We start from the raw sequence: 14,579 nt of genomic DNA, 5'->3' as shown, positions 1-14,579 counted from the left end.
CAGGCTCGCGCGTGCAGGCGGGACGCCCGCACCACAAAAGGCTTGGTGACGGCCACCTGCCGCTTCGGGCGAGACCGGCCCGCCGCCCGGCCCTTGACTTTTTCCCGCGAACCGGGTGTCCGAGTATCGCGTAGAAGGAGTGAAAACATCGACGACCATCCGCGCGACGACGCGTGAGGCCCCCGGGGCCGTCCGTCTCGCGGCGCGCCGTCCGAAAGGGGGTTGTTCATACCATGGCATTCCGATTCGACAAGTTGACGCTCAAGAGCCAGGAGGCGCTCCAGGCCGCCCAGGGCGTCGCCGCGGAGCGCAGCCACCAGCGGCTGGAGCCCATGCACCTGCTGGTCGCGCTGCTGGATCCCAACCAGCAGGTCGTCCGGGCGCTGTTCACCCAGCTCGGGGTGAGCCCGGATCAGGTGCTCAGGGCGGCCCGGCAGGGGCTGGACGCGCTGCCGCGCGTGACCGGCGGCGAGATTTCCATCGGCCCGGATCTGGCGCAGGTCCTCGAAGCCGCCCAGGCCGAGGCCGACCGGATGAAGGACCAGTACGTCTCGGTCGAGCACCTGCTGCTCGGCCTGGCGAAGGTCAAGAGCAAGACCCAGGCGCTGCTGGAGTCGCTGGGCGTCGCCGCGCCGGAGATCCTCCAGGCGTTGCAGAAGGTCCGCGGCGGGCAGTCGGTCACCGACCAGAACCCGGACGACAAGTACCAGGCGCTCGAGCGCTACGGCCGCGACCTGGTCGAGGCCGCGCGCAAGGGGAAGATGGACCCGGTCATTGGCCGCGATTCGGAGATCCGCCGGGTCGTCCAGGTCCTCTCGCGCCGCACGAAGAACAACCCAGTGTTGATCGGCGAGCCGGGCGTCGGCAAGACGGCCATCGCCGAGGGCCTGGCCCAGCGCATCGTCTCGGGCGACGTGCCGGAGTCGCTCCAGAACCGCCGACTGATCGCGCTGGACATGGGCGCGCTGGTGGCCGGGGCGAAGTATCGGGGCGAGTTCGAGGAGCGGCTGAAGGCCGTGCTCAAGGAGGTGACCGACTCCGAGGGCCGCGTCATCCTCTTCATCGACGAGCTGCACCTCGTCGTCGGCGCGGGCAAGTCGGAAGGGGCGATGGACGCCGCCAACCTGCTCAAGCCGGCGCTGGCGCGCGGCGAGCTGCGCTGCATCGGCGCCACGACGCTCGACGAGTTCCGCGAGAACATCGAGAAGGACCCGGCGCTGGAGCGACGGTTCCAGCCGGTGTTCGTCGGCGAGCCTTCCATCGACGACACGATCGCGATCCTCCGCGGCATCAAGGAGCGTTACGAGGTCCATCACAAGGTCAAGATCAAGGACTCCGCGCTGGTCTCGGCCGCCAAGCTGGCCTCGCGCTACATCACGGATCGCTTCCTGCCCGACAAGGCCATCGACCTGGTCGACGAGGCGGCGAGCCGGCTGTCGATGGAGCTGCAATCGGTCCCGACGGAGATCGACGTCCTGCAGCGTCGGCTGCTGCAACTGCAGCTCGCGCAGCGGATGCTCCAGAAGGAGGAGGAGTCGCACGCGCTGGAGCGGCTGGCGGAGGTCGAGGACGACATCGAGCAGGTCGAGAAGGAGCTGCAGGATCTGCGTCGCCAGTGGGAGATGGAGAAGTCCGGCCTGGGCGACGTGCAGAAGGTCCGCGAGCACCTGGAGTCGGTCAAGAACGACTTCAACCGGCTGATGGACGACATCCGCCACAAGCAGCAGCTCGGCGAGCGGCCCGACGAGGCGAGCTATCAGAAGCTCGCCGCGCTGGACTCGGAGCGCAAGGCGCTGGAGAAGCGGATCGCGGAGGCGGAGGCCGCCGACGGGGCCGCGGCCGGGGAAGGGGGCGAGAAGCCGAGCCAGCTGCTCAAGCGCGAGGTCGACTCCGAGGAGATCGCCGAGGTGGTCAGCCAGTGGACCGGCGTGCCGGTCTCGCGGATGCTCGCCACCGAGCGGGAGAAGCTGCTGAACCTGGAGGACCAGATCCACCTGCGGATGGTCGGCCAGGACGAGGCCGTGACCGCCGTGGCCGACGCGGTGCGCCGAAGCCGCGCGGGGCTCCAGGATCCGAACCGGCCGATCGGCTCGTTCCTGTTCCTCGGGCCGACGGGCGTCGGCAAGACCGAGCTGGCGAAGGCGCTCGCCGAGTTCCTGTTCGACAGCGAGGCGGCGATGGTCCGCCTCGACATGAGCGAGTACGGCGAGCGGCACAACGTCGCCCGGCTGATCGGGGCGCCTCCGGGATACGTCGGCTACGAGGAGGGGGGCCGGCTCACCGAGGCGGTCCGCCGCCGGCCGTATTCGGTCGTCCTGCTCGACGAGGTGGAGAAGGCCCACCGCGACGTCTTCAACGTGCTGTTGCAGGTGCTCGACGACGGCCGCCTCACCGACGGCCAGGGCCGCACGGTCGACTTCCGCAACACGGTCATCATCATGACCTCGAACCTCGGCAGCCCCATCATCGCCGAGCTTTCCGCCGCCGGGGCCGACGAAGAGACGATGCGGAGCCAGGTCCAGGAGGTCTTGCGTCGCGAGTTCCTGCCCGAGTTCTTGAACCGGATCGACGAGACCATCATCTTCCGTCCCCTGGGCCGGGAACAGCTCGCGGAGATCGTCGGCATCCAGCTCAAGCGGCTGGACAAGCAGCTCGCCGAGGCCAACCTCTCGATCCGCGTCACCGACCGGGCGAAGGAACGGCTCGCCGAGGAGGGCTTCGACCCGGCCTACGGCGCCCGCCCGCTGAAGCGCGTGATCCAGCAGCGCCTGGCCAACCCGCTGGCGAAGGCGCTGCTCGAACAGCGCGTCAGCCCGGGCGACGTGGTCGAGATCGACTTCGACGGCAAGGATTTCACCTTCGCCCCGACGCGGGCGTAAGCCGGAGGCGGCTCGCCCCGGAAACGCCGCGTCATCGCGAGGCCGGCGGGAGGATTCGCCTCCCGCCGGCCTTTCGCGCGCCGGGAATAGAAGTTGCGGAAGGGTGGCGTGTCGGGCCGAGACACCGATGCGGCCCGGGAGCCAAGCCCCAGGGGAGCCGCATGCCATGACGCAAGCCAGTAGCGCCGGGTCGAGCCAGGACGTCGCCGACATCCTGACGGTCGACCATCGGGAGATGATGGAGCTGATCGACCAGATCAAGCGGACCACGGACGCCGGCGAGCGTCGGGACCTCGCCGACGCCCTGATCGCCGAGGTGATGCGACACGCCGTGGCCGAGGAGATGTACGTCTACCCCGCCGTCGAGGAGCACGTGCCCGACGGCGCCCAGCACGTCCGGGACGACAAGCAGGAGCACGCCCAGGTCGTGCTCGTCATGAAGCAGATGGAGGATGTGGAGGCCTCGGACCCGGTCTTCATGGAGCGGGTGGAGGACCTGGAACGCCTGCTGCGACACCACATCGACGACGAGGAGTCGGAGCAGTTCCCGGAGCTTCGCGCCCACATCCCGCGCGAGAAGCTCGTCGAGATGGGAGAGAAGGTCGAGGCCGCCAAGAAGCTGGCGCCGACCCGCCCGCACCCGAGCGCCCCCCACTCCGAGCTGTTCCACAAGACCATCGGGGTGGGCGTCGGCATGGTCGACAGGCTGCTGGACAAGCTCACCGGGCGGAATACCGGCTGAAGCGATACCGGGCGATCCGGCTTTGGAGGGCGTTCGCTCCTCGCCCCCCTCCCACGCGGGGCCGACGCCCCGACGCTTTCTAGGCAGGTCGCGAGGCGGGGTGCCGCCTCGAATCTCCCCCCTTCTCCCCCCGTGGGAGAAGGTGCCCCGGAGGGGCGGATGAGGGGGTCGGCGCGCGACCGAAGGCCGGCGGGGTTCCCCCTCATCCGGCCTTCGGCCACCTTCTCCCACGAGGGGAGAAGGGACGCTTGGCGGTCGTCGCCCTCCCGTGGGAGCGGAGGCGGGCGCTCAATTCGCCGCGGCGCGGGCGGGGGCCGGCGCGCGGCGGATTTCGGGGACGTCGGGGACGCGCTCGACGAGGACGTTGGGGCGGCCGTCGGGCTGCTTGTGGAGTTCGAAGCCGTCGTAGGGCTGTCCGGTCGCGGTGCGCGCCTCGTAGCGGAGGACGCCGCCGTCGACGGTGATGATCTGGTAGAGCTGGACATCCTCGCCGGCGCGCCGCATCCAGGGCTCGTGCTCCAGCGCATACTGCTTCGGACCGGCGACCGAGACGACGTAGACCGTGCCGGGCGCGGCGGGAGCCCCGTCGGCGGTCTCGCCGGCGTCGAACGATTGCAGGCCCGTTCGCGCGTAGGTGTGGTCATGGCCTTGCATCACGATGTCGACCTTGTGGCGGTCGAAGATGGGCTGCCAGAGCGTCCGAAGGTCCGCGTTGTCGCGGCGCTCGGCGGGCGAGTAGATCGGGTGGTGGAACGTGACGACGGTCCAGGCCTGGGGGTTGTCGGCCAGGACGCGGTCGAGCCATTCCGCCTGCTCGCGTTGGCCCTCGCTGGAGTTCAGCGAGACGACGCGCATCCCCTGGTAGTCGAAGTAATAGGCGGTCTCCTCCAGCCCCTTCGGTCCGTTGTCGGGGAGGGCGAACTGGGCCCGCCAGTGCGCGGTCATGACGCCCTTGGCGCCCGGGACGGCGGTGCCGTCGGGGAGGCGGGGTCGATCGTATTCGTGGTTGCCGATGGAAGGGACGCTGGGGACCACGCCGTTGATCCAGCCGCCGGCGGCGAACCACTCGCCCCATTCGGCGTCGTTCGCGCCGCGGTTGACCAGGTCGCCGGCGTGGACGATGAACGCGGCGTCGGGCGCGTCGGCGTAGGCGCGGCGGATGACGCGCGACCACATCGACCTGAGATTGTTCTGCGCGTCGCCGAGGTAGATGAACCGGAAGGGCTCGGCCCCGGCGGCGGCGGTGCGGACCTCGAACCACTCGCTCCATTCAACGCCGTCGCCGACGCGGTAGACGTAGCTCGTCGAGGGCTCCAGGCCGTCGACGACGGCCGAGTGGTGGCGCGCCGGGCCGAGGTTCGTCGTCACGTCCTGGCTCGCGGCGGGGACGGTCCTTGCCTTGTCCAGGAACCGGGGGCCGTGCTCCGCTGGTGCGACCTGCGCGACGGAGCCGGCGACGGTCGTGTCGGTGCGCCAGGTCACGGCGATCGACCGCGACGGGTCCGCGGCGATGGTCCGGATGATCCGGTCGGGGATCGACGTCGGGCGGTGCGCCTCGGCGTCGGCGAGCGGGGCGCGCGGGGCCGTGACGGGGGCGGTTGGGGTCTGGGCGGCGACCGGGGAGGCGAGGGCGGCGAGCATCATCAGCGTCGATAATCGGCGCGCGGGCATGGCGGTGCTCCTGGTCTCGGGCGTCGAGGGTGGAGCGTCGACTGTAACGGCGGGGCGGGCCGCTTTCCAGCCGCCGCGTGCCCTGGCGTGATTGACGGGGGCCGCCGCGAGGGGCATCATGACGTGGGGGCTCCCGTGGTCGGCGGCGGGCCGAGATGCACCCAACGACGGCGGGGGACGCGGCGTGATCGGTCCAGGGACGACGCTCAACGGTCGGTTCCTGCTCCAGAAGGAGCTGGGGCGCGGGGGCATGGGGGCGGTCTACTCCGCGACGGACCAGGTCCTCCAGCGGAGCGTCGCCATCAAGCTGCTGCGCGACCAGCGGGCGGGCGAGGAGCTCTCCCGTCGGCTCCGGCTCGAGGCCCAGATCGCCGCGCGGCTGCTCCACGACAACATCGTGCGCATCTACGACTTCGGCGAGGCCGAGGGGACCAGCTACCTCGTCATGGAGCAGGTCGACGGGGTCGGCTACAACAAGCGCTGGCGGGACCTGCCGCTGGCCGAGCGGCTGACGGTGCTCGCCGGCGTGGCCGAGGCGCTCGACTACGCCCACCATCAGGGCGTGATCCATCGCGACGTCAAGCCGGGCAACGTCCTGCTGACGTCGACCGACGTCCCCAAGCTGTCGGACTTCGGCCTCTCGCTGCTGGCCGAGCAGGACGACGCGGGCGGCGTGGTGCGGGGGACGCCCCTGTACATGAGCCCGGAGCAGGCGCGCGGCCGGAAGCTGACGCACAAGACGGATCTTTATTCGTTGGGGGTCATGCTCTACGAGTCGGCGACCGGCTCGGTCCCGTTCTCCGGCGTCCCGTTGAGCGTGATGGCCCAGCACGCCAACAACCCCCCGCCGCCGATCCTCCCCGGCACGCCCGACGTCTCGCCCGAGCTGGAACGGCTGATCCTGAGCCTCCTGGCCAAGCGCCCGGAGGATCGCCCTCCCGGCGGGTTGGCCGTCGCCGCCGCGCTCCGCGACGAGGCGGCCCGCCTCCGCGGCGAGACCGTCGCCCCCGGCGAGGCGACCCCGGCCGAGGCCGAGGCCGCCGGGCCCATGTTCGACGTCGGGGCGCTCGCCGAGCTTGGCGAGGGCCGCAAGGCCGAGCCGGCCGGCGCCAGGAAGGCCCGACGCGCCGCGAAGGCCGCCCCCGCCAGGGCCGCGGCGATCTCGGGCGTCGAGGCGGCCGACCTGGCCTCGTCGCCCCTCGTCCGCAAGATGCTCCGGACGATCCTGGCCGAGCCCGTCCTCATCAGCCCGGAGGAGCGCTACCTCCACGGCTATTATCTCGCCTACCTGCTGGTCGGGTCCCGGCGCGCCGGGATGCTCGGCCGCAAGAAGCTCGATCGCGCCAACGCCGATCGCGCCCGTCTCATCCTGGCGATGACGTACGCCCTCAACGCCCCCGATTCCGAGGCGGCGGTGGCCGAGGCGGCCCAGCTGTTCGAGCAGGGCATCGAGGTGCGGCCGGCGCTGAGCCCGGCCGTGCTGGCCAAGTTCCTCGCCCGGCGTGAGACCCCCGCGCAGCGGCGCACCTTCCGGCGGTTCCGCAAGGCGATCCAGGAGGCGAGCCCCTACGTCCGCGAGCACATGACCGACGAGAAGGGGGCGGTCAACGTCGGCATGATCCCGCGCTCGTTGGAAGACCTGGCCCGACTCGCCCCCCGGCGGGAGGTTGGCGACGAACTCGTCGAGCGCTGGAACCGCCTGGCCGACGCCTGGCGCGAGCAGCCGGAGGTCCGCGACGCGGTGCTGCGCTACGTCGGCGGCGCGGCGGATCGCGATTCGTCGGCGGCCGTCATGTGGCCGGAGGTCGTCTACCCGCTGGTCGAGATCGCCCGCTGGCAGCGGTCTCGCGAAAGCCCCTGGCGCGGCGCCCTGCGCTTCCTCACGAGCCGCGTCCTGCGCATCCCCGACCCGACCGAGCGGCTGCATCGCACGCTGAAGCGCCACCTGTCCGGGCGGGTCGTCGAGCAGCTCGACCGCTCGGCGCTCCAACTGGAGCGGGTGATGGGGAAGGGGGCGCCCGACGAGCCGGCCGACGCCGACGAGGCGGAATCGTCCGGGGCCGAGCGCATGGTGGTCGCCGCCGATTCCGCGCGGGTGGGCGCGATCGTCGACGACGTCGACCGCCGGGCCCGAGACGGCCGGGTGTCGCTGGTCGACCTCGACCCGATCCGCGTCTCCCAGTCCCAACTCCACGAACTCTGGAAGGAAGGCGTCCAGGCGCTCCGCGAGGGGGCCGGGCGTCCGGGGGCCGAGGCGCGTCGACGGCACATGCCGTTGGGGCCGTACCGCCTGGCCGTGGTCCCCTCGATCCGGGGCGCCTCGGCGGGGCAGGTGGTGATCCAGGGGATGCCCGGCAAGCAGGTCGAGCTGCTGACCCCGTCGCTGCGCTCGGCCGGCTTCCGCGACCGCCCGCTCCTGGCCGCCTGGCTGTACGACGACGGCAGCCTGTTGCTCTCGCACGTCGACTTCCGCAACTCCGTGTGCTACGTCCTTTGGGACGCGCCCCGCGGCCGCCAGTCCGTCTACACCGACCCCGCGATCCTGCATCGCGACCTGGAGGCGGTCGCGATGGAGATCCCCGAGGCGGTGGACCGCGCCCTCTCCCGACGCTTCAAGCCCCAGGGGGGCGCGCGCTGACCCGGCTCATCCCCCCGGCTGTCGATTCGGGAATCGGGACGTGTCGATGTAGTGGTACGAGCCGCCGCTCTCGGCCGCCAGCCGGCGCAGGGGCGTGTGCTGGCCCATGTCGCGGCCGATGCCGAACTCGATCGCCTGGATGCGCGTCCCCTTCGACTCGCGGAGGACGATCTCGACGTTGCTGTTCGTCATGTCGGCGGCGTCGGTGAGGAAGAAGACGACCTCGGGCCGGTCCACCAGCGCGGTCCGCAGCGCCAGCAGGTGGTCGGTCCCGCCGAACGGGGAGACGGCGGCGAGCTGCGCCCGGACGCGCGCCTTGTTGGCGGAGGTCGCCGGCATGATCCCGCGCTTGCCCCCCGAGTCGGTCAGCTTGCGGGCGCTGAGGTCGTAGAAGGTGACCGAGAAGCCGACGTCCGGCGGCAGGCGGTCGAGGCTGGAGAGCAGTTCGGCCTTGGCGATGTCCAGGGCGTTGCGGGTGCTCATGCTGCCGGAGCAGTCGATAACGTAGGCGAACGACCGGCCGTGCTCGCGGCTGCCGAAGAACTCGGTCCCGGGGCCGATCCCCCGGCCGGTCCCCCCGCCGGAGCCACCCCCCTCGCCGCCGCCCCCCCCCGAGCCGGAGCCGGGGATCAGCCCCGCGCCGGGGGTCGGGAAATCCGGCAGGTCGCGCGAGAGGGGCTCGTCGGGCTTCACGTCGGTCCGGGGCAGGATTTCGGAGAGCAGGGCGTCGGCCGTCGGGTCGTGCGTGGGCCGGACCATCGCCAGGTCGGACGGCCGGGCTTGCATGGCGGGGTCGCCCATGCCGCCGATGTCTCCAGGCCCGCCACCCCCCCCGGCGCCCGATTGGCGATCCTCCCCCGCGCGGTTGTCGACCGGCTCGATCTCCCCGCGCATCGAGCGGCGGCCGGCCTCGTCGTCGCTCGACGTGCTGGCGACGGTCAGCACGGTGAGCGACGCCATCGCGGCCAGCACGACGTGGAAGATCACCGACGACCCCAGCGAGCGCGGATCCGTCAGCGGCGTTCGGCCCAGTTGGCGGTCATCGGGGGTCGCCATGGTCGTCCTCCGGTCCCAGGAACTCGGGGGGCGGGCCGGGCTCGATCCGTCCCCCCCGCGATCGACCGCGCCGACGGGGCGCGGGGGCGGAAAGCGTCCGCCACGCGAGGGCGGACGAGACGGCGGCCATCGCCACGATAAATCCTACGATCGCGATCGGCCCCGGCCAGTCCCCGACGGGCGTTTCCTTCGGCTCCGGCGGCGCGGGCTCCTCGATGGCGGGGGCGTCCGGGCCGACGATCAAGGGGGCGAGCCGGTCGCCCTCGGCCTTGTAGCGGACTCGACGGAGGAAGGTCCCCTCGAACGAGACCGTCGCCCCTTTCCAGGCGTCGGCCGCCGCCGGGCCCGCCGGCGCGGGGAAGACGACGCAGAGGAGATCCCCCGGCGGTTGTTCGATCCACGCCTCGACCAGGGCGGGGAAGCCGCCGACGGCATCCTGCCGGAACGTCCTCACGACCCGGCCCACGATCCGGACGCGACGGCCCCGGTATTCGTCGGGACGTTCCCAGAGGTCGCGGAAGCTCGCCACGACGGCCGGGCCGGGGTCGTCCCTGCCCGAGAGCGCGGCGTGCTCGGCGGCGAGGTCCCCCAGGCCCAGCGGGGCGTCGTCTTGCGCGGGGGAGTGCCCGACGCCGAGGATGAGCAGAGCCGCGACTGCCGCGGCGATCGGCCGGGTCATGGCCCGGTCCCGGGCGGCGCGAGGCGGACGGCGGCGACGCCCGACGAGGAGCAGACGGCGATGATCCGCGCGGCCGGCTCGTACCGCAGGCGGTCGTCGGCGATCAGGCGGACCCGGAGGGGCCGCGTCCCGAGCAATTCGACGTAGCGACGCAGGCGCCGGCCGAGTTGCTCCAGGTCCTCGACGGGGGCCTCGCCCAGCCGTAGCGACTTGAGGTCGCCCAGGTCGTCGGCCTCGGCGCGGACGACGACGTCGTTCTCCAGGTCGGCGTCGACCGTCCGCGAGGTCGACCTCGCCAGGCCGCGAGGGGCCGAGGGGAGGGCGGCGGGGGTGGCCGGAAGGTGGAGGTCGATATGGGTCTCGGCGGTCGGCACGTTGAACGTCAGGATGAAGAACGCCAGGAGCTGGAAGGCCATGTCGAGCATCGGGGCGACGGGGAAATAGACGTCGTCGGGCGGCCCCGGCCGGAAGCCTCGATGGCGGCGGTGGTCATCCTCGCCGGGGGTGGTCGCCGGCATGTGGGGGGAGATGCTCACGGCTCCTCCCGGTTCAGGACGACGAGGCTGAAGTTGGCGAACCCCGCCGCCTGGGCGTCGGCGAGCGTCTGGCGCACCGCGCCGAATGGGGCTTCGCGATCGGCCCGCAGGATGACCGCGGTGGGAAGCTCGCCGCCGGGGTCGGCCCCGGTGAACTGGAGGCGCAGCGCCGGCACGTCGGGGCGCTCGCCCGCGATGGGGGGCGGCTGGATCAGCTCGAGGCCGGATCGGCGGGCGTCGGCCTGGCGTCTCCACCAGGCGACGGCGTCGTCGCCGCGCATCGCCTCGCCGTCTGCCAGGAGAGCGCCGCCCGCGTCGAGCGCCGCGGCGAGCCGGTCGAAGGCCAGCTCGGCGCCGGGCAGGGCGGCGGGGGCCACCGGGAGCCGCACGGCGCGGTTCTCGCCGTCGATCCGGCTGCCGAAGTGGACCAGCATCATGAAGAAGGTGATGAGCTGGAGGACCAGATCGAGCAGCGGCGTCAGGTTCGGGTTGAGCATGCTCGACGACGACGAGCGCGACATGGGGCGGCCTCGTCCGGGTTCACTCGGGGAGCGACGGCGGCGGGGCGGGCCTGGCCCCGCCGGGGGCCCCCAGCGCGGCGCTCAGGGCGAACGGGTGGGGATGGGCGCCGGGGCCGGCCGGGGGCGCGATGGTCGCCTCCTGCGGCTTCACCCCCGGGGCGAATCGCTCCAGCAGCGGCTCGGCGGCCTTCTCGGCCTCCAGCGACATCCGGGCGATGCGGTTGCGGAACATGGCGTAGAAGTAGATGGCCGGGATGGAGATGGCGATCCCTTCCAGCGTGGCGAACAGGGCCGTGGAGATCCCCTCGGCGAGGAGGCTGGCCTGCGGCGCGGCGCCCTTGGTGGCGATGACGCGGAACGCCTTGATCATCCCGTACACCGTCCCGACCAGCCCGATCATCGGCCCGAGCGTGCCGACGGTCGCCAGGTAGGTCGTGCGGTGCTCCATCTCCATCGTGGCGTCCTCGTTGGCGATCTCCATCGCCCGACGCGCCGGGCCGATCCCCGCGGGGAGCTTGCGCACGCCCGCCGCCAGCACGCGGGCGAATAGCGAGCGGTCGGCCTCCAGGCGATTGTAGGCGTCGCCGAACCGCCGCTGGTCCAGCAGCTCGCGGGTCTCGCGCACCAGTCCGGGGGGGGCCGCGACCGAGGTCCGGTAGTGGAGCGCCATCCAGACCACCAGCGCGACCAGGTAGAACGACATGATGGCGATCACAAGGCCGATGAGGCCCGACGCCCGGACCATCCACGCCAGGAACGACTCGTCGTCCCCCCCGCCCTCGTCGGCCGCCGCCGCGGACGCGGAGGCCGTGGGCGGCTCCTGGCCCGTCGCGCGCCCGGGGGCCGCGACGAGGCCGATCATCAGGATCCAGAACGCGAGCAGGGCCGCGACCGCGCCCGCCCGGCCTCGCCGTGATTCCATCGCAGCCGGACCTCCCGATTCGCGTGCCCACGCCCCGGCCGTCCACCTTAATCGATCGTCGGAAATCGGACAAACGCAACTCGTGGCGCGGGGCGGCCCTTTGATGTTTCGGCGTCAACGGCCCGGCGATGGGCATGTTTAAGGAAAATACGAGGCGAGACGCGGGGATCGTCGCCTCCCCCACGCTCTGGCTTGTCGTTGCTGAACCAGGCCCGGCCGACCATCTCCCCCTCCCCGATCGCGGGAGGAAACGCGCGCCCCGCCTCCTTTCGAAAACGAGGAGGGCCCCCCGGCTCGCGAGGAACCGGGGGGCCCGGGGGCGTTTCCGATTAGCCGAGGCGCGGGGGCGTCAGCGGGCGCCCGCGTGCTCGAGGGTCGCGGCGTTGGAGAGTTCGGCCTCCATCTCGCGGAGTTCCTTGCTCTCGGTCTTCGACCGCCAGACCGCCCAGGCGACGCCCGCGACGCACAGGGCGCCGACGACGTAGAGGGCCCAGGCGTAGTCCGAGTCGCCGGCGGCGAGGATCGCCGGGATGGCCAGCAGGCTGACCATGTTCATGACCTTGATCAGCGGGTTGAGCGCCGGGCCGGCGGTGTCCTTCAGCGGGTCGCCGACGGTGTCGCCGGTGACGGCGGCCTTGTGCTTCTCGGAGCCCTTGCCGGTGGTCTCGGTCTGGGGCTCGTCCTCGATGGCCTTCTTGGCGTTGTCCCAGGCGCCGCCGGCATTCGACATGAACACGGCGAGCAGCTGGCCGACGATGATCATGCCGGCGAGGAAGCCGCCCAACGCCTGGGGGCCGAGGAAGATGCCGACCAGGATCGGGACCAGGATCGCCAGCAGCGCGGGGCCGATCAGCTCGCTCTGCGCGGCCGAGGTGCAGATGTTGACCACGCGGCCGTAGTCGGGCTTCTTCGTGCCCGCCCAGATGTCCTTGTCGCGGAACTGGACGCGGCACTCCTTGACGATCAGGAACGCGGCCCGGCCGACGGCCCGGATCAGCATGGAGCTGAACAGCAGCGGGACGATGCCGCCGATCAGGGCGCCGATGAAGACCATGGGCGCGGCGACGGAGAGCTTGCCCGCCTCCTCGAGGTAGAGGGACAGGGGCATCGTGGCGACCTTGTCCTCGCTGCCGACCGCGACGACCGCGATGAAGCTGGAGAACAGGCTGACGGCGGCGATGACCGCCGAGCCGATCGCGATCCCCTTGGTCTCGGCCTTCGTGGTGTTCCCCACCGCGTCCAGGTCGGCCAGGATCTGGCGGGCGCGGTCGTAGTTCTCCTGACCCATCTCCTCCTTGTCGTAGCCCATCTCGCCGATGCCGTTGGCGTTGTCGGCCACCGGGCCGAAGACGTCCATCGAGATCGTGTTGCCGGTGAGGGTCAGCATGCCGATGCCGCACATGGCCACGCCGTAGGCCACGAACAGCGGGCTCGCCCCGTCGTAGACGACCACCGAGCAGAAGATCGCGCCGGCGATGACCAGGGTGGCCACCACGGCCGACTCGTACCCGACCGCGAAGCCCTGGATGATGTTCGTCGCGTGGCCCGTCTGGCAGCTCTTGGCCATGCTCTGGACCGGCGCGTACTCGGTGTGGGTGTAGTAGCTGGTCACCTTGTTCAGCGCGATCGCCAGGAGGATGCCGATGAGGCAAGTCCAGGCGGGCCGCATGTCCAGGCCGCCCCCCATGCCGAGGTTCGCCCAGAAGGGCTGCTCGGCGAGGATCGGGCCCTGGTAGTCGCGCGTGAAATCGGCCAGCGAGCCGCCGGCCTCCACCACCGCGTCGCGGGCCGCGGCGAACTCCGCCGTCACGTTGTAGCCGTAGGCGGCCTGGGGATACTGGTGGATGTAGGCGTCGTCGAAGTGGAGGTAGCCCAGGCCCAGGAGCATGAAGCCGACCACGCTGATGACCGAGCCGATCGCGAAGCCGCGGTGCACGGCGTGCAGCGCCTGGTCGCTGGTGCTGTCGGCGCCGGCGCGGACGCTGTAGGTGCTGATGATCGAGCCGACGACGCCGATGGCCCGCACCAGCAGCGGGAAGATCACGCCCTTGTGGCCGAAGCTGGCGTAGCCCAGGATCATCGCCGCGACGATCGTGACTTCATAGCTCTCGAAGATGTCCGACGCCATGCCGGCGCAGTCGCCGACGTTGTCGCCGACGTTGTCCGCGATGGTCGCGGCGTTTCGCGGGTCGTCCTCGGGGATGTTGGCCTCGACCTTGCCGACCAGGTCGGCGCCGACGTCGGCCGCCTTGGTGTAGATGCCGCCGCCGACCCGCATGAACAGGGCCAGCAGCGTGCCGCCGAAGCCGAAGCCCAGCAACACCTCGTACGCCTTCTCGCCGTAGATGATGAAGATCGCCGTGCCGCCCAGCAGGCCGAGGCCGTCGGTCAGCATGCCGGTGACCGTCCCGGTGCGGTAGCCGAGCTGCATCGCGTTGCCGTAGCTCGTGCGGGCGGCGGCGGCCACGCGGAGGTTGCCCCGCACCGCCAAATTCATCCCCACGAAGCCGACCAGCCAGGAGAACAGGGCGCCCACGAAGAACGCCACCGCCCGGCCGAGCTGCACCGCGCCCGTCGCCTGGGCGGTGAAGTAGAGGATCAAGGTCAGCAGGAATATCAGCGGGAAGAGGGCCGCGGCCTGCTTCATCAGGTAGGCCCACGCCCCCTCGCGGATGGCCGAGGCCACCTCGCGCATCTTCGGGGTCCCCTGGTCCGCGTTCAACACCTGCCCGACGAGCATGCCCGCGTACACCAGCCCGGCGACGGCGATCAGGAGCGTCAGGATCAGCCCGATCCTCTCGCCCGTGGCGTACTTGGTCAGCGGCTCGAATAGCTCGACGTGGTGGCTCTCGGCCGCGGGCGCCGCCGCCGCCGCGGGCGCCGCGCACGGCCCCGGGGCCGGGGCCGCCTCCAGCGCGCTGGCCAGCGCGGTGGC

Annotated in this window: 10 protein-coding genes; 3 read left to right on the top strand and 7 right to left on the bottom strand. The window is 71.7% G+C overall.

The features are described from left to right. Positions 1 to 233 precede the first annotated feature (233 nt). Together clpB and WG209_RS15045 are read left to right on the top strand one after the other, a co-directional pair. A complete protein-coding gene (clpB, locus tag WG209_RS15050; RefSeq protein WP_337175881.1) occupies positions 234 to 2,879 on the top strand; it encodes an ATP-dependent chaperone ClpB in 2,646 nt (881 codons plus the stop codon). A 166-nt stretch (positions 2,880 to 3,045) separates the two neighbouring features. Continuing rightward, entirely contained in the window at positions 3,046 to 3,621 is a 576-nt protein-coding gene (locus WG209_RS15045; protein ID WP_337175880.1) for a hemerythrin domain-containing protein, read from the top strand. A gap of 288 nt (positions 3,622 to 3,909) precedes the next feature. Here WG209_RS15045 and WG209_RS15040 read toward each other — a convergent pair whose 3' ends face one another. Further along, entirely contained in the window at positions 3,910 to 5,292 is a 1,383-nt protein-coding gene (locus tag WG209_RS15040; protein ID WP_337175879.1) for a metallophosphoesterase family protein, read from the bottom strand. A 184-nt stretch (positions 5,293 to 5,476) separates the two neighbouring features. Here WG209_RS15040 and WG209_RS15035 point away from each other — a divergent pair, with 184 nt between their 5' ends. Beyond that, positions 5,477 to 7,930: a serine/threonine-protein kinase gene (locus WG209_RS15035; RefSeq protein ID WP_337175878.1), complete on the top strand. Its 2,454-nt coding sequence runs from the start codon at positions 5,477 to 5,479 to the stop codon at positions 7,928 to 7,930. Positions 7,931 to 7,936: 6 nt separating this feature from the next. Here WG209_RS15035 and WG209_RS15030 read toward each other — a convergent pair whose 3' ends face one another. The 6 genes from WG209_RS15030 to WG209_RS15005 form a co-directional block, all read right to left on the bottom strand. Beyond that, complete coding sequence (locus WG209_RS15030) at positions 7,937 to 8,986, bottom strand: hypothetical protein (RefSeq protein ID WP_337175877.1); 1,050 nt, start codon at positions 8,984 to 8,986, stop codon at positions 7,937 to 7,939. Beyond that, entirely contained in the window at positions 8,970 to 9,665 is a 696-nt protein-coding gene (locus tag WG209_RS15025) for a hypothetical protein (RefSeq protein WP_337175876.1), read from the bottom strand. Before WG209_RS15025 ends, WG209_RS15030 begins: the two co-directional genes overlap by 17 nt. Continuing rightward, complete coding sequence (locus WG209_RS15020) at positions 9,662 to 10,201, bottom strand: biopolymer transporter ExbD (RefSeq protein ID WP_337175875.1); 540 nt, start codon at positions 10,199 to 10,201, stop codon at positions 9,662 to 9,664. Before WG209_RS15020 ends, WG209_RS15025 begins: the two co-directional genes overlap by 4 nt. Beyond that, a complete protein-coding gene (locus tag WG209_RS15015; RefSeq protein ID WP_337175874.1) occupies positions 10,198 to 10,722 on the bottom strand; it encodes a biopolymer transporter ExbD in 525 nt (174 codons plus the stop codon). Before WG209_RS15015 ends, WG209_RS15020 begins: the two co-directional genes overlap by 4 nt. Before the next feature lie 19 nt (positions 10,723 to 10,741). Continuing rightward, positions 10,742 to 11,644: a MotA/TolQ/ExbB proton channel family protein gene (locus tag WG209_RS15010; protein WP_337175873.1), complete on the bottom strand. Its 903-nt coding sequence runs from the start codon at positions 11,642 to 11,644 to the stop codon at positions 10,742 to 10,744. A gap of 349 nt (positions 11,645 to 11,993) precedes the next feature. Next, positions 11,994 to 14,570: a sodium/proton-translocating pyrophosphatase gene (locus WG209_RS15005; RefSeq protein ID WP_337175882.1), complete on the bottom strand. Its 2,577-nt coding sequence runs from the start codon at positions 14,568 to 14,570 to the stop codon at positions 11,994 to 11,996. Positions 14,571 to 14,579: the final 9 nt, after the last annotated feature.

The sequence above is a fragment of the Paludisphaera sp. genome (assembly GCF_037189885.1).
Lineage (GTDB): Bacteria > Planctomycetota > Planctomycetia > Isosphaerales > Isosphaeraceae > Paludisphaera.
Note: the sequence above shows the minus strand (reverse complement) of the source record. Positions and strands in the feature narration are given on the sequence as shown.